Source organism: Streptomyces sp. CC0208 (genome assembly GCF_003443735.1).
GTDB lineage: Bacteria > Actinomycetota > Actinomycetes > Streptomycetales > Streptomycetaceae > Streptomyces > Streptomyces sviceus.
In genome coordinates this window covers 318,233-336,039 of the sequence record NZ_CP031969.1, presented here as the reverse complement: position 1 = coordinate 336,039, position 17,807 = coordinate 318,233, and the positions used below count along the sequence as shown (strand labels likewise).

17 protein-coding genes are annotated in these 17,807 nt (G+C 70.6%); 10 read left to right on the top strand and 7 right to left on the bottom strand.

What is annotated here, in order from left to right; all coding sequences use genetic code 11:
* Positions 1-37: 37 nt before the first annotated feature.
* The gene (locus tag D1369_RS01565) at positions 38-799 is read right to left on the bottom strand and encodes an electron transfer flavoprotein subunit beta/FixA family protein (RefSeq protein WP_037904049.1); all 762 of its coding nucleotides are present in this window, start codon (positions 797-799) and stop codon (positions 38-40) included.
* A 161-nt stretch (positions 800-960) separates the two neighbouring features.
* Here D1369_RS01565 and D1369_RS01560 point away from each other — a divergent pair, with 161 nt between their 5' ends.
* The 7 genes from D1369_RS01560 to D1369_RS01530 are packed head-to-tail and all read left to right on the top strand — an operon-like array spanning position 961 to position 7,935.
* Entirely contained in the window at positions 961-2,283 is a 1,323-nt protein-coding gene (locus tag D1369_RS01560) for a phenylacetate--CoA ligase family protein (RefSeq protein WP_007386902.1), read from the top strand.
* Positions 2,283-2,993: a hypothetical protein gene (locus tag D1369_RS01555; RefSeq protein WP_007386903.1), complete on the top strand. Its 711-nt coding sequence runs from the start codon at positions 2,283-2,285 to the stop codon at positions 2,991-2,993. The genes D1369_RS01560 and D1369_RS01555 overlap by 1 nt, the downstream gene beginning before the upstream one ends.
* Before the next feature lie 23 nt (positions 2,994-3,016).
* On the top strand, positions 3,017-3,928 hold the full coding sequence (locus D1369_RS01550; RefSeq protein ID WP_007386904.1) for an SDR family oxidoreductase: 912 nt from the start codon (positions 3,017-3,019) through the stop codon (positions 3,926-3,928).
* A gap of 1 nt (position 3,929) precedes the next feature.
* The gene (locus D1369_RS01545) at positions 3,930-4,388 is read left to right on the top strand and encodes an OB-fold domain-containing protein (protein WP_007386905.1); all 459 of its coding nucleotides are present in this window, start codon (positions 3,930-3,932) and stop codon (positions 4,386-4,388) included.
* Positions 4,385-5,533, top strand: a complete 1,149-nt coding sequence (locus tag D1369_RS01540) for a thiolase family protein (RefSeq protein ID WP_007386906.1) — start codon at positions 4,385-4,387, stop codon at positions 5,531-5,533. The genes D1369_RS01545 and D1369_RS01540 overlap by 4 nt, the downstream gene beginning before the upstream one ends.
* Before the next feature lie 42 nt (positions 5,534-5,575).
* Positions 5,576-6,823 (top strand): acyl-CoA dehydrogenase family protein, encoded by a 1,248-nt coding sequence (locus tag D1369_RS01535; protein WP_118082206.1) that lies wholly within the window; start codon positions 5,576-5,578, stop codon positions 6,821-6,823.
* On the top strand, positions 6,820-7,935 hold the full coding sequence (locus tag D1369_RS01530) for an acyl-CoA dehydrogenase family protein (protein WP_118082205.1): 1,116 nt from the start codon (positions 6,820-6,822) through the stop codon (positions 7,933-7,935). The genes D1369_RS01535 and D1369_RS01530 overlap by 4 nt, the downstream gene beginning before the upstream one ends.
* A gap of 57 nt (positions 7,936-7,992) precedes the next feature.
* Here D1369_RS01530 and D1369_RS01525 read toward each other — a convergent pair whose 3' ends face one another.
* The 6 genes from D1369_RS01525 to D1369_RS01500 are packed head-to-tail and all read right to left on the bottom strand — an operon-like array spanning position 7,993 to position 13,363.
* The gene (locus D1369_RS01525) at positions 7,993-9,150 is read right to left on the bottom strand and encodes an acyl-CoA dehydrogenase family protein (RefSeq protein WP_007386909.1); all 1,158 of its coding nucleotides are present in this window, start codon (positions 9,148-9,150) and stop codon (positions 7,993-7,995) included.
* Between the two features lie 41 nt (positions 9,151-9,191).
* Positions 9,192-9,704 (bottom strand): DoxX family protein, encoded by a 513-nt coding sequence (locus D1369_RS01520; RefSeq protein ID WP_007386910.1) that lies wholly within the window; start codon positions 9,702-9,704, stop codon positions 9,192-9,194.
* A complete protein-coding gene (locus D1369_RS01515) occupies positions 9,701-10,612 on the bottom strand; it encodes an SDR family NAD(P)-dependent oxidoreductase (protein ID WP_007386911.1) in 912 nt (303 codons plus the stop codon). Before D1369_RS01515 ends, D1369_RS01520 begins: the two co-directional genes overlap by 4 nt.
* A gap of 22 nt (positions 10,613-10,634) precedes the next feature.
* Positions 10,635-11,789, bottom strand: coding sequence for a CoA transferase (locus tag D1369_RS01510; protein WP_007386912.1), 1,155 nt, complete (start codon positions 11,787-11,789; stop codon positions 10,635-10,637).
* 37 nt (positions 11,790-11,826) lie between these two features.
* Positions 11,827-12,606, bottom strand: coding sequence for an enoyl-CoA hydratase/isomerase family protein (locus D1369_RS01505; RefSeq protein ID WP_007386913.1), 780 nt, complete (start codon positions 12,604-12,606; stop codon positions 11,827-11,829).
* Position 12,607: 1 nt separating this feature from the next.
* Complete coding sequence (locus tag D1369_RS01500; protein WP_007386914.1) at positions 12,608-13,363, bottom strand: 3-oxoacyl-ACP reductase family protein; 756 nt, start codon at positions 13,361-13,363, stop codon at positions 12,608-12,610.
* An 85-nt stretch (positions 13,364-13,448) separates the two neighbouring features.
* Between D1369_RS01500 and D1369_RS01495 the strand changes: the two genes are divergently transcribed.
* From D1369_RS01495 to D1369_RS01485, 3 genes are all read left to right on the top strand, one after another.
* Positions 13,449-14,591, top strand: coding sequence for an acyl-CoA dehydrogenase family protein (locus tag D1369_RS01495; protein WP_007386915.1), 1,143 nt, complete (start codon positions 13,449-13,451; stop codon positions 14,589-14,591).
* A 103-nt stretch (positions 14,592-14,694) separates the two neighbouring features.
* Positions 14,695-16,185 carry an aldehyde dehydrogenase family protein gene (locus tag D1369_RS01490; RefSeq protein WP_007386916.1) on the top strand — a complete coding sequence of 497 codons (1,491 nt, stop codon included), beginning with the start codon at positions 14,695-14,697 and terminating at the stop codon, positions 16,183-16,185.
* A 46-nt stretch (positions 16,186-16,231) separates the two neighbouring features.
* Entirely contained in the window at positions 16,232-17,806 is a 1,575-nt protein-coding gene (locus D1369_RS01485) for an AMP-binding protein (protein ID WP_037902523.1), read from the top strand.
* Position 17,807 lies beyond the last annotated feature (1 nt).

Below are 17,807 nucleotides of genomic sequence, written 5' to 3'. Positions count from 1 at the left end.
GCAGGCGGGCAGGCGGGTAGGTCAGGGCGGGTCGCGGTCAGATGAACTTCTTGGTGGTGAGGAACGCGGCCAGTGCGATGCCGCCGGTCCCCTCGTCGGCGACGATCTCGCCCTTGGTGCGCGGCGGGCGCCGGGTCGCGGTGTCCACGGCCGACCGCGCCCCGGCCGGACCGACCTCGGCGGCCTCGATCCCGAGGTCGGGGAGGCCGAGGGTCTCCACCGGCTTCTTCTTCGCAGCCATGATCCCCTTGAAGGAGGGGTAACGGGCGTCCCCGGAGCGGTCGGTCACCGAGACGACGGCCGGCAGGGCGCCCTGGATCCGTACGGTGGCGCCGTCGCTCTCGCGGCGGCCGGTGACGGTTCCGTCCTCGATCGCCAGGTCTTCGAGGTGGGTGACGGCCGGGACGCCGAGCCGCTCGGCCAGCAGTGCGGGCAGCACACCCATGGTGCCGTCCGTCGAGGCCATCCCGCACAGCACGAGATCGAAGCCGTGCCGCTCGATCGCCTTGGCCAGCACCAGTGACGTGCCGAACGCGTCACTGCCCTCGATGTCCTCGTCGCTGACATGGATCGCCGCGTCACCGCCCATGGCCAGGGCCTTGCGCAGGGCGTCGCGCGCGTCGCCGGGGCCGACGGTGAGATAGCTGATCTCGGCGTCGGCGTCAGACTCGGCAAGGCGCAGCGCCTGCTCGACGGCGTACTCGTCGAGTTCGGACAGCAGCGAGTCGACCGACGCCCGGTCGGTGGTGCCCGCCTCGGTGAAGGTGCGGTCCGCCGTGGCGTCGGGCACGTGCTTCACGCAGACAACGATCTTCACGACAGCCCTCCTGTGGTTCAATGAGTTCTAATAGTTAACTATATAGATCGACGGAGCGCGAGTCCCGTGTTCAATCCGTCGAATTGGTTGACTGATTGCGCTGATAGCTGGAAGATCTGGGCACTGAGCCGCGAGGAGGCGCCATGGTCGGTGACAGGGACACCGCTGACAGGTACTTCGAGCCCCAGGTGGAGACCATGCCGCGCCAGGAACTGCGCGCGCGGCAGGAGAAGCAGCTCCTGGAGCTCGTGGAGTACGCCTACGCCAACTCGGCCTTCTATCGGGAGCTGTGGGACGAGCACGGGGTCCACCCGCGTGACATCCAGTCCCTGGAGGACTTCCGGGCACGCATCCCCTTCATCACCAAGGACATGATCCGCGCCTACCGCAGTCGCACCGGCGACCCCTTCGCCGGCCTGCTCTGCGTACCGGTCCAGGAGCTGACCTCGGTCTCCTCCAGTTCCGGAACCACCGGCGACCCGGAGTTCTTCGCCGAGATCTGGCAGGACGCCCCGCCCCTGGTGACCGCACAGGTACGGGACCTGTGGGAGCTGGGCCTCAGGCCCGGCGACCGGGTCCTGAGCCCGCCCGGCACCTTCCGCAACTTCATGGACGCCGGCTTCCAGGCGCTGGGCGCGGTGGTCATCGAGGTCGACACCTGGATGGGCAACATGCCCGAGGTCGTCGAGGCCCTGCGCACCTACCGCCCCGCCTACCTGCAGATGATGTATCCGCAGATGGTGGAGCTGGAGCACCTGGCCGAGAAGACCGACCTGAGGGAGGCCTTCTCCTCCCTCAAGGGCGCCTCCTGCGCCGGTCAGCCCCTCAGCCGGAAGATGCGCGAGCGGATCCGCGACGACTGGGGCATCGACGTCTACGAGTACACCAGCGCCGCCGACACCGGCACCGCGTGGGAGTGCCGCGAGCACGACGGCTTCCACCTCTGGGAGGACACCGTCTTCGCCGAGTGCGTCGAGGTCGACGAGCACGGTTGGCGCGACGTCCCCGAGAGCGACCTGGGCGAACTGGTCGCCACCGACCTGGACAACCGGGCCGCGCCACTGATCCGCTACCGCAGCGAGGACCTCGTCCGCCTCTCCCGCGATACCTGCGGCTGCGGCCGAACCCACGCCCGTATGTGGGTGGCCGGGCGGCGCGGCGACGAGACGGTGGTCCAGGGTCGCTCCGTCGTCCTGCGGGACGTCTGGCAGGCGGTGGAGGACCAGCCGGAGACCGTCGCGGGCGTCTTCCAGATCGTCCGGGACCGGCGCGAGGTGGACGAACTGCGGCTGCGCGTCGGCTACGACCCCCACCTCACCGGCGACGTCGACGCCCTGGCCGGACGCCTGAGCGAGGCCGTGCGCGAGCGGACCGGAGTCAAGCCGGTGCTCGACATGCGCACCGAGGAGGACCTGTTGAAGACCATGACCAGCGTCGCCAAGTTCCCCCGGGTGGTGAAGACCTGATGGCCCGCGCCGACACCCTGGCTCGTGCCAGGACGCTCGACCGCCCCGAACTCGCCTATCTCCTGCGCTTCCCCACCGCCGACGGCATGCGGGACCTGGAGCTGACCTGGGCGGAACTCGCCCGCGACACCGAGTGGGCCACCGCACGGCTGCGGGAGCACGGTCTCGCCGCCGGGCAGCGGGCCCTGCTGACCGCCTCCGGCTTCGAGGGCTTCTGGGGACGTGCGGTGATCGGCGCCCTGCGCACGCTGAAGGTGCCGTACGGCATCGCCGAGGCAATGGGCTGGGACCACCGCCGCACCGCGGTCTTCCACCGCGAACTGACCCCGCACGCGGTGATCGGCCTCTCGGCGGAGACCCTGGAAGGGCTCGCAGGCTCGGCCGACATCGGCGAGATGTTCCGGTCCACGCCGGTCGTGCTGGCCCGGCCCGCCGCGATACCCCTCCTGCGCGCAGTGGGGGTGACCGCCTCCGTGATCTCGGCAGTGGGACCGGCTCTCGCCCTGGAGTGCCCCGAGCGCAGCGGCGCACATGTCAACGCCGCCGAATGGCGGTTCGGCGAGCGGGACGGACAGCTGACCGTGGCGGCGGGGGAGGGGCGCACCTCACCCCTGCCCGAGACACCGCTCGGCATCACCGGACGCGTCGTCGCGGGCCGGTGCGGCTGCGGCAGCGACGACCCGCGAGTCTTGCTCGCCGAGGCCAACTGACCTTTCCGATGGAGGAATTGAGCATGTCTGAAGGAGTGGTCGAAGGCCGGATCGCGGTCGTCACCGGCGCCGGCAACGGGATCGGCCGGGCGCACGCCCTGGCGTTCGCCGCGCACGGGGCGAAGGTCGTCGTCAACGACCTGGGCGGCGGACGGGACGGCGGGGGCGCCTCCGCAGGGCCCGCCCAGAGCGTGGTCGAGGAGATCGTCGCGGCCGGTGGCGAGGCGGTGGCCAACACGGATGACATCTCCACCTGGGAGGGCGCCGGCCGGCTCGTCCAGCAGGCCGTCGCCACCTACGGCGGCCTTGACGTACTGGTCAACAACGCCGGCATCCTGCGCGACCGGATGATCGTGTCGATGACCGAGCGGGACTGGGACAGTGTGATCGCCGTCCACCTCAAGGGCAGCTTCGCCACCCTGCACCACGCGGCGGCGTACTGGCGCGAACGCGGCAAGTCCGGTCACGACAACGACGCCCGGGTGATCAACACGACCTCCCCGTCCGGCATCTTCGGCAACCCCGGCCAGTCCAACTACGGCTCCGCCAAGGCCGGCATCGCCAGCCTCACCCTCATCGCCGCCGCCGAACTCGCCCGCTACGGCGTGACGGTGAACGCCATCGCGCCCACCGCGCTGACCCGGCTGACCGAGGACATCGAAATGATGAAGCAGGCGGCAGAGATTCAGGACCTGACCCCCGAGGCCATCTCACCGCTGGTGGTGTGGCTGGGGTCGGCCGCCTCCCGCGAGGTCACCGGCCGGGTGTTCGGCGTCGTCGGCAACCGGATCACGGTCCTGGAGGGCTGGGGCAACGGCCCCACCGCGGGTGCGGACACCCGCTGGACGCCGGAGGAGCTGTCCTCCGTCGTCCCGAACCTGGTGGCCAAGGCAGCGCCGAACGCCGACGTGCTGGGCAACCGGAACGGGGCCTGAGATGACGACGACACAACGCCCCGTCGCCGAGGGCCTGTTCACCTGGCCGCCCGCCGCCGCCCCCCTCCGGCTGATCGGCTCCGAGTGCAGGGTGTGCGGCCTGGTGAGCTTCCCGGCCGCCGCGACCTGTGTCCGGTGCGCGAGCGACGAGTCGAAGGAACGGCTCCTGGCGGACCGCGGCACGCTGTGGACGTACACGACCCAGAACTTCCGCCCGCCGTCCCCGCCGTACGACGGCCCCGAAGCCTTCGAGCCGTACGCGGTCGGGTACATCGAGCTCCCCGGCGAGCTGCTGATCGAGGCGCGCCTGACCGAACCCGACCCGGACAAGCTGCGGATCGGGCAGACCATGCTGCTGACGCTCGTGCCCTACACCGTGCGGGACGACGGCACCGAGATCGTCACCTTCGCGTTCGCCCCGGTCGAAGAGTCCACCCATGCCGAACAGGAGGCGTCATGACCGAGGCCGTCATCATCGGGGTGGGCCTGCACCCCTTCGGCCGCTTCCCCGGCAAGCCCGCGCTGGACATGGGCGCCGACGCGGTACGGCTGGCGCTCACCGACGCGGGTGTCAACTGGCCGCAGATCCAGGGCGGTTACATCGGCAGCTACGAGGTCGCCAACCCGGACGCCATCGTCGGCCGGCTCGGCCTGACCGGCGTACCCCTGCGCGGTGTCTTCAACGGCTGCGCGACGGCCGGTACGGCGGTGGCGCTGGCCGCCCGCGCGATCGAGACCGGCGAGCACGACCTGACCATCGCGATCGGCCTGGACAAGCACCCGCGCGGCGCGTTCGCCGCCGACCCGTCCGTGGCCGGCATCCCCTCCTGGTACGGGCAGACCGGGCTCTTCCTCACCACCCACTTCTTCGGCATGAAGATCAACCGCTATATGCACGAGCACGGCATCTCCCACGAGACGCTTGCCCGCGTGGCCTCGAAGAACTTCCGCAACGCGGCCCGCAACGAGAAGGCCTGGCGCCGGACGCCCCTGTCCCCCGAGGAGATCCTCGCCTCCCCGGTCCTCAACTACCCCCTGCGCCAGTTCATGTACTGCGGCCCGAACGAGGGCGCCGCGGCGATCGTGATGTGCCGCGCCGACCAGGCCCACAAGTACACGGGGAAGCCGGTACGGGTCCGCTCCACCGCCCTGCGCAGCCGCAGGCTCGGCGCCTTCGAGGTACAGAGCCCGTCCTTCCCGGTCGGGGAGCCCGTGGACAGCCCGAGCGTGGACGCCTCCCGGGCGGCGTACGAAAGCGCGGGCATCGGTCCCGAGGACGTCGACGTCGCCCAGCTCCAGGACACCGACGCCGGGTCGGAGATCATCCACATGGCCGAGAACGGCCTCTGCAAGGACGGCGAACAGGAACGCCTCATCACCGAGGGCGCCACCGAGATCGGCGGCCGGCTCCCGGTCAACACCGACGGCGGACTCCTCGGCAACGGCGAGCCGATCGGCGCGTCCGGGCTGCGCCAGATCCACGAGATCGTCCTCCAGCTGCGCGGTGCCGCGGGCGCTCGCCAGATCCCCGGCACACCGCGCGTCGGCTACACCCACCTGTACGGCGCGCCCGGCGCGTCGGCGGTGACGATCCTCTCGACCTGAACCTCTCCCTCTGAACCTCTCCCCGACCGCGGAGCGAACGCGATGGAATCCGACGACATGCAGGACTTCGCCGCCGAGGCACGCCGCTTCCTCGACGCGCACGTGGCGAAGGCCCCTGACCGCACCGCCGTCACCTGGGGCGAGGGCGACGACTCGATGGCGTACTTCAGCAGCCTCCCGCCCGACGAGGAACGGGAGTTCGTGCAACGGGCCCGGGAGTGGCAGCGGATCCGCTACGAGAACGGCTTCGGCTGGATCACCGGCCCGGTGGAGTACGGGGGCCGGGGCCTGACCCCCGTCCACGACCTGCTTTACGACGCCGTCGAGTCGGAGTACGACGTCGCCGACACCGGTGTGCTCAGTGTGATCGGCCTGGGCATGATCGGGCCGACGATCCTGGCCCACGCCCAGCCCCACATCAAGGACCGCTGGCTGCCGGCGATGTACCGCGGGGACGCCATCGCCTGCCAGCTGTTCAGCGAACCCGGTGCGGGATCCGACCTGGCGAGCGTGACCACCCGGGCCGTCCGCGAGGGCGAGGACTGGGTGCTGAACGGGCAGAAGGTGTGGACGTCGGTCGCCCAGCACAGCCAGATCGGCCTCGCCCTGACCCGGACGAACCCGGACGCGCCCAAGCACCGCGGCATCACCGCCTTCCTGGTCCCCATGGACACCCCCGGCGTCGAGGTACGGCCGCTGCGGCAGATGACCGGCGGCGCCGACTTCAACGAGGTCTTCCTCACCGACGTCCGCATCCCCGACGACCACCGCCTAGGCGAGGTCGACGGCGGCTGGACGGTCGCGCTGACCACCCTGATGAACGAGCGCGCGACGGTCGGCAGCGAGGGGGTCGGCCCGGTGGCCGCCGCCCTGTCCCCGGACCACCTCTCGGCGCTCATGCGGGCCACCTGGACCTGGGACGACCGCGCCCTGCGCGCCCGCCTCGCCGAACTCCTCGTGGACGTCCTGGCCACCGAACACCTCAATGCCCGCGCCCTGCGCAAGCTGCGCGGCGGGATCGCGCCGGGCCCCGAGATGTCCGTGTCGAAGCTGATGTACGGCCAGAACCTCACCCGGGCGGCCCACTTCGTCTCCGACGTGCTCGGCCCCCGGATCATCGCCGACACCGGCCAGTGGGGCACGTACGCCTGGACCGAACTGCTCCTGGCCACCCCGGCGTTGCGCATCCTCGGCGGTACCGAGGAGATCATGAAGAACATCCTCGCGGAACGCGTCCTCGGCCTGCCCAAGGAACCGGCGACCCCCGCTGCCAAGGAGGTGCGGTCGTGACCGCCGACGAGAGTGAACTGCGCGAACTGCGGGCGTCCGTACGGGAGTTCCTGGAGGCCAAGTCGCCCGAGGAAGCGGTGCGCAAGCTCATGGAGAGCGAGCCGCGCTTCGACCCGGCGGTGTGGTCCCAGGCGGCGGACCAACTGCGTCTGCCGGGTCTGGCGATCCCGGAGGAGTACGGCGGTGACGGCTTCGGCCTCGTCGAAGTCGGCGTCGTCCTCGAGGAGATGGGGCGTACGCTGTTCTGCGCCCCCTTCTTCGCCACCGTCCTCCTGGCGGCCCAGGCCCTGCTGGCCTCGGGGGACGGGGACGCGTGCGCGCGCCTTCTGCCCGGCATCGCGGCCGGACGGACCACGGCCACCCTCGCCGTCGCCGAGGACCACGGCTCGTGGGACCCCGCCATGGTCTCCGCACGCGCCGTGCTGGACGGTGACGGCGGCTGGACGGTACGCGGCCGCAAGTGCTTCGTCCTCGACGGTACGACGGCCGACCTGATCCTCGTCGTGGCCCGTACCGTCGCCGGTCCCACCCTCTTCGCCGTGGAGCGGGACGCCACGGGACTCGCGGCGGAACCGATGCAGACCCTGGACGCCACCCGGGCCATGGCCCGGCTGACCCTCGATGCCGTGCCCGCGACGCTCGTCGGGACGCAGGGGGCCGGCGGGCGCATCATGGCCAAGGTCCTCGACATCGCCTCGGTCGGGCTGGCCGCCGAACAGGCGGGCGGGGCTCGGCGGTGCCTGGAGGCGAGCGCGGACTATGCCCGCGTCCGTCATCAGTTCGGCCGGCCGATCGGTTCCTTCCAGGCGGTCAAGCACAAGTGCGCCGACATGCTCGTCCAGGTGGAACTCGCCGAAGCCGCCTCCCGTGAGGCGGCCCGACTGGCCGACGAGGACTCCCCGGACTTCCCCGTGGCCGCGGCCGTGGCCCACGCCTGCTGTTCACGGGCGTACATGCTCGCCGCCATGGAGACCATCCAGGTCCACGGCGGCATCGGCTTCACCTGGGAACATCCGGCCCATCTGTACTTCCGACGCGCCAAGTCCTCGCAGCTTCTGTTCGGCGGCCCGGCGGTGTATCACGAGCGGCTGCTGGACCGGCTCGGAATCTGACATACGCCACACATGGGTGAAGGCCCCGGTTTCCCGGGGCCTTCACTCATGTGCCGCTCAGCCGCGCGCCGCCTCGCCCAGCAGCGCCTTCGCGATGATGACCTGCTGGACCTGGCTGGTGCCCTCGTAGATGCGGAACAGGCGGGCGTCGCGGTAGAAGCGCTCGACGGCGACCCCGCGCATATAGCCGGCGCCGCCGTGAACCTGCACCGCTCGGTCCGCGACCCGCCACACCATCTCGCTGGCGAAGTACTTCGTGCAGGACGGGCCGATCTTGGTGTCCGTGCCGGCGTCGAAGCCGCGGGCGGCCTCCAGGACGGTGGCGCGTCCGGCGTAGTAGTCGGTCTGCGAGTCGGCGATCAGGCCCTGGACGAGCTGGAAGGAGCCGATGAGCTTCCCGGACTGCTTGCGGGTGCTCGCGTAGGCGACCGACTCGTCGACCAGGCGCTCGGCCATGCCGACCATCAGCGCGGAGATGTGCACCCGCCCGTGGGCGATGCAGCCCATCGCCGTGGAGAAGCCCCGATTGAGGCCGGCGTCGCCGCCGACGAGGGCGGAGGCCGGCACGCGTACGTCGTCGAAGTACACATCCGCTGTCCAGGCGCCGAACTGGCCCATCTTGTGGTCCTTGGGGGCCACGGTGAGGCCCGGCGTGCCGGCCGGGACCAGGAAGGTCGAGATACCACGGGTGCGTGGGGCGTCGGGGTCGGTGCGGGCGAAGACCATGAAGACGTCGGCGAGGGGGGCGTTGGTGATGTACCGCTTCGCCCCGTTGATCACCCAGTCGTCGCCGTCCAGATGGGCGCGCGTGGTGAGTGTCGACGGGTCGGACCCGGCCTCGGGTTCGGTGAGCGCGAACGACGCCAATACGTCACCGGAGGCGATCCGGGGCAGCCATTCCGCCTTCTGTTCCTCCGTACCGCCGACCATGAGGACATGACCCGCGATGCCGTTGTTGGTGCCGAACATCGAGCGCAGGGACGGGGTCGTGTAGCCCAGCTCGAACATCAGCTGGGCCTCCTCGTACATCGACAGCCCCAGCCCGCCGTACTCCTCGGGCAGCGCGAAGCCGAACAGGCCCATCTTCTTGGCCGCCTCGCGGATGTCCGCGGGCATCTCGTCCTTCTCGTCGATCTCCGCCTCGAGCGGCACGACACGGTCCCGGACGAAACGCCGGACCTCGGACAGCACCGCGCTGAAGTCAGCCGCGTCCATGTCGACTCTCCCTTGTTGCCCTGATCGGTCTCACGTCTGTCTCATTGATCTGTCTCGGCGGGCTTCTTCTCGGGCCGGTAGCACAGCGCCAGCAGTGCCGCAGCGCTCGCCGTGCCGACTCCGGCCGCCAGCAACGCGTGCCGGGCGCCCGCGCGTTGGTGGCGCAGCAGGCCGTCGAGCGAGTACCGGCCGTTGCCCAGCGCGGCCAGTGCGACGGCCGCGCCGCCCACGACACCGACGTACTCCCAGCCGCCCTTGAAGACGAAGAAGCCCTTGCCGCGGTGGTCGGTCCGCGCGGCCACGGTCATCAGGCCGACGGCCGCCGCAGCGGGGAGCGGATTGGCCGCGCCGAGGGCGATGCCGACGCCCGCGGCCATTTCGGTGCCCGCCGCCATCCGGGCGTGCACCTCGGCCGGCTTGAGGCCCAGCGCCTCGAACCAGCCTGTGGTGCCCTTGAGTCCGCCCGGCCCGGCGACCTTGTTCCAGCCGTGCGCGAAGAGCATGGGGCCGAGGGTCGCGCGCAGCACGAGGGCGGCGGCGTCGTGGCCCTTCACTGGCCGGCTCCCGTCGCCCGGCCGGCGGGGACAGCACCGTACAACTGCGGTACGGCGTCGACGAGTTCGTCATAGGTGAGGGCCTGCCCCGACTGGCTCGGGTGGACCGCGGCGACCGTCCAGCCCTGCAGCCGATTCAGCCGGTTGCCCTCGATGCGCAGGACCTGGCCGGTCAGCCAGGCCGCGCTGTCGGAGGCCAGGTAGACGACGACCCCGGAGGCGTTGGCGGGATCGCGCGGGTCGAAGCCCTCGGTGGCCTGGAGGGACTCGCCGACCGCCAGCCCGTCCGTCATCCGGGTGGCCGCGATCGGCGAGATGGCGTTCGCGGTGACGCCGTAGCGGCGCATCTCCAGGGCGGTCAGGACGGTGAGCCCGGCTATGCCGGCCTTCGCCGCCCCGTAGTTGGACTGGCCCTGGTTGCCGAACAGGCCGGTCCCGGACGTCGTGTTGATCACGCGGCCGGAGACCCGCTCGCCCCGCTTCGACGCCTCGCGCCAGTACGCGCACGCGTGCCGGGTGAGCGCGAAGGTGCCCTTGAGGTGGACGGCGATGACGGAGTCGAACTCCGCCTCGGTCATCGAGAACAGCATGCGGTCGCGCACGATGCCCGCGTTGTTCACGACGATGTCGAGGCGTCCGAACTCCGCGACGGTGTCCGCGACCATGGTCTCGGTCGCCGCCCAGTCCGTCACCGAGGAGTGGTCGGCGATCGCCCGGCCGCCGAGCTTGGTGATCTCGGCGACGACCTCGTCGGCGGGGGAGTCGCCGGTCTGCTCGCCGTGTATGCCCGAGCCGAGGTCGTTCACCACCACGGTCGCGCCGGCCTCGGCGAGCGCCAGACAGTGCGCCCGGCCAAGGCCTCTGCCGCCGCCGGTGACGATGGCGACCTTGTCGTCGAGGATGCCCACGCCGTACCTCCAGAGTGTGAGTTCAGTTGAGTTCGCGGAGCACTTCGTCGGTGTGCTCGCCGAGTGTCGGCGCGCCGCCGCGCGGCTTCTCGTCGACGCCCCAGAAGGCGACCGGAGTCGCCACCGTGCGCAGTGGCGGCCCATCACCCATACCGGGCTGTTCGACGAACGCCCCGACCGCCTCCGCCTGCGGGTCGGCCGCGACCTCCGCCAGGGTCTGCACGGGCGCCCACCACACGCCTTCGGCGTCGAAGCGCTCGGCCCACTCGTCCAGCGGCCGCTTCTCGAACTCCTCGTCGAACGCGGCGATCAGTTCGGTCACGTGCCCGCGCCGGGCCTTGCCGGTCGCGAACCGCTCGTCGGTGGCCAGGTCCTCGCGGCCGAGTGCCTTGACGACTCCGGGCCAGTGCCGGTTGCCCTCCAGGCCGACCAGCCAGAACCAGCGGTCGTCGGCGGCCCGGTAGGAGTTGTAGAGCGGGGATTCGTGCTCGGTGCGGTGGCGGGTACGGCCGCGCTTGCCGAAGAAGTTCTGCAGGGCGAGGTCGTTGCCGTTGGCGTATGTGCCGGAGCGGAGCAGGGACACGTCCACCACGCCGCCCTCGCCGGTGCGTTCGCGGCGCAGCAGCGCGGCCAGCACTCCGGCGACCAGGTTGGCCGCGGCAGTACGGTCGCCGAGGCCGGGCCGGATGCCGGGGGGCGGCTCACCGGCCGGGTTGAGCATGGCGGCGATGCCGGGCCGGGCCCAGAACGCGGAGACGTCGTACCCGGCGCGGTCGCGCTCGGCGCCCGTCCAGCCGTAGCCCGTCAACGTGCCGACAACCAGCTGAGGATGACGTTCCCTCAGATCTTCCGGCGCCAGGCCCAGCCTCTCCAGGGCGCCCGGGCGGAGGTTGGTGACGAAAACGTCGGCGCGTTCCAGCAGCCGTTCCAGTACGTCCTTGCCGTCCTGCGAGCGCAGGTCGAGGACGATCCCGCGCTTGCCGCGGTTGTCGGTCTCGAACGGGGGAGCGCTGTCGATGTCCTGCCCGACGTGCTTGAGCGTGTACCGGTTGGGGTCGCCGGTCGGCGCCTCCACCTTCACCACGTCCGCGCCCCAGTCGGCGAGCATGGTGGCCGCGGCCGGTGCCGCCACCCACATGCCCAGCTCGACGACGGAATAGCCCTCAAGTGGCCGCACGGGCCCACCTCCAGATCATCGGGCGCTTGTACGCCTGCTACACGCCGCGGAAGTCGCCCGGTCGGCGTTCCCGGAAGGCCTTGAGTCCTTCGGCCCGGTCCTCGGTGCTGAACAGCACCGCGACGGTTTCGCGCTCGTACGCGATGGCCGACTCCAGGTCCATGCCGAGCCCGTAGTCGATGAGCCGTTTGCCCGCCGCGAGCGCGAGCGGGGCCCCGGAGGTCAGCTTCGCGGCCAGGGCTTCGGCGGTCTTGAGCGCACCGCCGGGCTCGGCGAGTTCGTTGACGAGCCCGAGCGCGTGGGCGCGCTCCGCGTCGATCGGCTCGCCGGTGAGGATCATCTGCTTGGCGATCGCCGGCGGCAGGAGGCGGGGCAGCCGCTGAGTGCCGCCCGCGCCCGGCAGTACGCCGAGCTTCATCTCGGGCAGGCCCAGCCGGGTGCCGCGCTCGGCCACCCGCAGGTCGCAGGCCAGTGCCAGCTCCAGGCCGCCGCCGAAGGCGAACCCGTGGACGGCCGCGACCGACGGTTTGGGGAAGTCCTCCAGGAGCGCGAACGCCTCGGTCAGACGCCCCACGAAGGCGCGGAACTGCCCGGGTGCTGTGAACGACTCGATCTCACCGAGGTCGGCACCGGCCGAGAAGGCCCGCCCTGCACCGGTGAGGACCAGGGCGCGTACGTCGTCGTTGTCGCGTACGTCGGCGAGAGTCTGTTTCAGCTGTTCGGCGGTCTCGGAGCCGAGGGCGTTGAGCTGCCCCGGTCGGTCGAGTGTGAGCACGGCGATTCGGTCGCGGAGTTCGGCACGCAGCACGGTGTTCACCTCAGACCATCGTCAGTCCGCCGCTGACCGAGAGCGTCTGCCCGGTCATGTAGGCGGCGTCGTCGGACGCGAGGAAGGCCACCACGCCGGCGATCTCGTCGGGCCGGGCGACGCGGCGCAGCGGGATGGCCCGCACGGTCGCGTCGTACATCTTCTGGCTGTAGTCGGCGACCTGGCCGAGCAGCGCGGTGTCGGTCGGTCCCGGGCAGACGCTGTTGACGGTGATGCCGTGCCGGGCGACCTCGCGGGCCAGTGCCTTGCCGAAGGCGATGACCCCGCCCTTCGTCGCGGAGTACACCACCTCGCCGGACGAGCCGACGCGACCGGCGTCCGAGGCGATGTGCACGATCCGGCCGCCACCGCTCTCGATCATCGAGTCCAGTACGGCGCGGGTCACCGTGATCGTGCCGCGCAGATTGACGTCGATGATCCGGTTCCAGGTGTCCTCGGTGCTGTCGACGAAGCGGCCGATGACGTCGACGGCCGCGTTGTTGACCAGGATGTCCACCGGACCGAGCTCGACGCTCACCCGCTCCACGGCCGCGTGCACGTCCGCGCTGTCGGAGATGTCCGCGCCGACCCCCGTCGCCCGCACTCCGTACCGCTCGACGAGTCGGCCCGCGACCTTGGCGGCGGCCTCGGGGTCGAGGTCACAGACGGCGACCGCGGCTCCCTGGGCGGCGAGCCGGTCGGCGATCGCCTCGCCGATACCGCGTCCCGCTCCGGTGATGAGTGCCACCTTGTCCCGTACGCTCACGCGCCCTCCCTCGCTCAGGCCCCGATACAGCGCTATCGTATAACTACTTCAGCTAAATAAGCGAGATACACGAGTGGAGTCGAGTATGCGCCGAACGATCTTCACCGAGGAACATGAGCTGTTCCGCGAGACCGCCCGCACCTTCTACCTGCGCGAATGCGCCCCGTACGCCGAGCGGTGGGAGCGTGACGGGCAGGTGAGCCGGGCCGCGTGGGCGGCGGCGGGCAAGGCCGGACTCATCGGCTGGCAGTTCCCGGAGGAGTACGGCGGCCAGGGCATCCGGGACTTCCGCTACAACGCGATCATGGCGGAGGAGATGGCGGCCACCAGCACGGTCGGTATCGGACTCGGGCTGCAGAACGACGTCCTCCCGCCCTATCTGATGAACCTCACCACACCTGAGCAGAAGGCCCGCTGGCTGCCTGGTGTGATCAGCGGCGAGACGATCTGCGCGCTGGCGCTGTCGGAGCCGTCCGCCGGTTCCGACCTCAAGGCCATCCGCACCACCGCCCGCCGGGACGGCGACGAGTGGGTGATCGACGGCTCCAAGACCTTCATCACCAACGGCATCCTGGCGGACCTGGTGATCGTCGCCTGCAAGACCGACCCGGAGGCCGGCCACAAGGGCATCAGCCTGATCGTCGTCGAGCGCGGAGCCGAGGGCTTCGAGCGCGGACGCAAGCTCGACAAGGTCGGCATGAAGGCCCAGGACACCGCCGAACTCTTCTTCCACGAGGTCCGCGTCCCCGCCGAGAACCTCATCGGAGAGGAGGGGCGCGGTTTCTACCACATGATGGGAAACCTCCCCACGGAACGGCTCGCCATCGCCGTCTCCTCGCTGGCGGCCGCGGAGCGGGCCTACGTGCTGGCGCTCGACTACGCCAAGACCCGCACCGCCTTCGGGCAGCCCATCGGGGAGTTCCAGGCCAACAGGTTCGCGCTCGCCGACATCAGGGCCAAGCTGAACGCCGCCCGCGTGTACGTGGACGGCTGCATCATGGCCCTGTTCCAGGGCGAGCTGACGGCCGACGAGGCCGCCGCCGCCAAGTACTGGACCTCCGAGACCGGCTGGGAGGTCATCGACCGCTGCATGCAGCTCTTCGGCGGCTACGGCTATGTCAACGAGTACGAGATCGCGCGCATCTGGCGCGACAGCCGGGTCCAGCGCGTCTTCGGCGGGACCTCGGAGATCATGCTGGAGATCATCGGGCGGTCACTGGGCCTGTAGGCCCGGGCTCCGGAGTCCTCTGAACTTATTGACTACCTTGGCTAAATAGGTTAGCTATTTAGGCTGGATATGCGCAATGTTGCGCGGTCTCTAGGAGGTACCCGTGGTCACGGTCGATGTGGAGCTGCATCAGGAGAGAGCGGAGCGCGACCTGCCGCAGCCGCGTCTTGTCATCGGCGGCAAGGACATCACCGACACCAGCGGTGGCCTCTACGAGCACCGCAACCCGGCCACCGGCCTCATCCAGGCGTACATCCCGCTGGCCGGGCCCTCCGAAGTGGACCAGGCCGTCGCGGCCGCCCGCCAGGCCTTCGAGGTGTGGGGCACCATGCGCCCTGCCGAGCGCCGCCGACTGCTCACCCGCTTCGCCGGGCTGCTGCGCGACCACATCCCCGACTTCGCGGCGATCTGCCCGCTGGAGAACGGCGTGTGCATCGGCGGCTGGGCGGAGAACGTCGGACCGCACGTCGCCGAGTGGACCGAGTACTACGCGGGCTGGGCCGACAAGATCGAGGGCATGGTCGGCGCGGCCTACAGCCCGCACGAGAACGTTGAGTACACCATCGCCGAGCCGTACGGCGTCATCGGGCACATCATCACCTGGAACTCTCCCGCCCTGTCCCTGGCGATGAAGGTCCCCCCGTCGCTCGCCGCCGGCAACACCGTGGTCATCAAACCGGCCGAGTCCACACCGTTCTCCGCGCTGCTCTTCGCCGACCTGGCCCGCGAAGCGGGCATCCCCGACGGCGTAGTCAACGTCGTCACCGGGCTCGGCGACGCCGGATCGGCCCTGGTCACCCACCCCGGCGTCGACAAGATCTCCTTCACCGGCGGCCCCGCCACCGCGCGCCGCATCATGGCCGACGCGGCCCTCAGCCTCAAGCCGGTCGTGTTCGAGCTCGGCGGCAAGTCCGCCAACCTGCTCTTCGCCGACACCGACCTGGACACGGTCGTCCCGTACTGCGCCGCCTTCGCCATGAGCAACACCGGACAGGGCTGCGCACTGCCCACCCGGCTCCTGGTGGAGCGCCCGATCTACGACGAGGTCGTCGCGCGGGTCACCGGGGTGATCGCCCACCTGCCCGTGGGCGACCCGCTCGACCCCACGACATACATCGGACCCCTCATCAACGAAGCCGCCCGCGACCGGGTCCGGGGCATGGTCGACAAGGCGGTTGAGGACGGTGCGGGCCGGCTCGTGTACGGCGGCGAACGCATCGCGTCCGACGGCTACTTCGTCTCCCCGACCGTCTTCGCGGACGTCGACAACCGCAGCGACCTCGCCCAGCAGGAGGTCTTCGGACCGGTCCTGGCCATCACCCCGTTCGACACCGAGGACCAGGCCGTCGCCCTGGCCAACGACAGCGAGTACGGCCTGTCCGCCTACATCCAGTCCCGTGACATCGCGCGCGTCAACCGTCTGGTGCCGCGCCTCAAGGCCGGGACGGTCTACGTCAACCCCGGTCCGAATCCGATCACTTCACCTGCCACGCCGTTCGGCGGCGTCGGTATGAGCGGGTTCGGCCGGGAAGGCGGCAAGGCCGGTCTGGACGAGTTCATCAACGTCAAGGGTGTGGGTATCGGCCGCGTCTGACGACATTTCACCCTTCCCAAGCCTCGAAGCTTTTGGAGCCAACAGCATGCAATCCGCCCGCCGCCTGACGTTCGGCGACATCATCCGTGAGCACCGACGGTCCTTCCCCGACGGAATCGCCCTCGTCGACGGCGACGTCCGGCTGACCTGGCCCCAGTTGGACGAGCGCACCAACCGACTCGCAGGCGCCCTCACGGACGCGGGCGTCGGCCCCGGCGACCGCATCCTGTGGCTGGGCCAGAACTCCTTCCGTATCTGGGAGTTGCTCGGCGCCGCCGCGAAGATCGGCGCCATGGTCTGCCCCGGCTACTGGCGTTGGGCCGCCCCTGAGATGGCCTTCGCCGTCGAGGACTTCGACCCCAAGGTCGTCGTGTGGCAGGACGAGGAGATCGGTGACACGGTCGCCAAGGCGCGGGCCGAACTCGGCAGCGACCACCGGGCGTTGTGGCTTCGGCACGACTCCGCGGGCGCCGACTCCTACGAGTCGTTCCTGGCCTCCGGCTCGCCGGAGGACCCCGTCGCCGACATCGACCCCGACGCGGCCCTGCTGGTCATCTACACCGCGGCGATCTCCGGCCGGCAGTCCGGCTCGATGCTCTCGCACCGCAACCTGCTCGCCATGGGCGCGAGCGCCGCCTGGATGGGGGACATCGGTACGGAGACCTCCTTCCTCGGCGCCGGTCCCATGTTCCACATCGGCAACTACCAGTTCTGGGGCGTCCCGGCCTTCGTCCACGGCGGCAAGAACGTGGTCGTGCGCCGCGTGGTCGCCGAGGAACTGCTCCCGCTGCTGGCGGGTGAGAAGTGCACCCACGCCTACCTGATGCCCCCGACCATCGCGCAGCTCGTCGCCCTCAACCGCGAGGCCGGCCACGACCTGTCCCACCTGCGCGCGAGCGTCGCCGCGCAGCTCTGGGAGGGCACTGTCCCCACCGACCACAGCCGCTTCACCCGCAACGGCGGCGGCATGGGCCGCGGTTACGGGCAGACCGAGGTGACCGGCTTCGCGGTGACCGGTGCCTACGGCGACGCGGGCACCGGCAACGCGGGACGCCCCGGCCCCTTCACCGCCGTACGCATCCTGGACGGCACCGGTCAGGAGTGCGCGGTCGGCGAGGCGGGCGAGATCTGTGTCCGCGGTGACCTCGTGCACCTCGGCTACTGGAACCGGCCCGAGATCAACGAGGAACGCTTCCGCTTCGGCTGGTGGCACACCACCGACCTCGGCCGGCGCGAACCCGACGGCACGATCAGCTTCCTCGGGACGACGACCCGCATGCTCAAGTCTGCCGCGGAGAACATCTTCCCGGCCGAGGTGGAGAACTGCATCGAGTCCCACCCCGCGGTGAAGGAGGCGGCTGTGATCGGCGTGCCCAACGAGCGCTGGGCGCAGGACGTCAAGGCCGTGGTCGTGCTTCAGCCTGGCGTCGAGCCGGTCACGGCGGCGGACGTCATCGAGCACTGCCGGGCGCGGATCGCCTCGTACAAGAAGCCGAAGACGGTCGAGTTCGTCGAGGCCCTGCCGCGCACGAAGGACTACGCCAAGGACTACGCGGTGCTCGACGAGCGCTTCGGCGGTGGCGGTTATCCCGGCGGGGACCAGCTCGGCGCGGGGCGGTGAG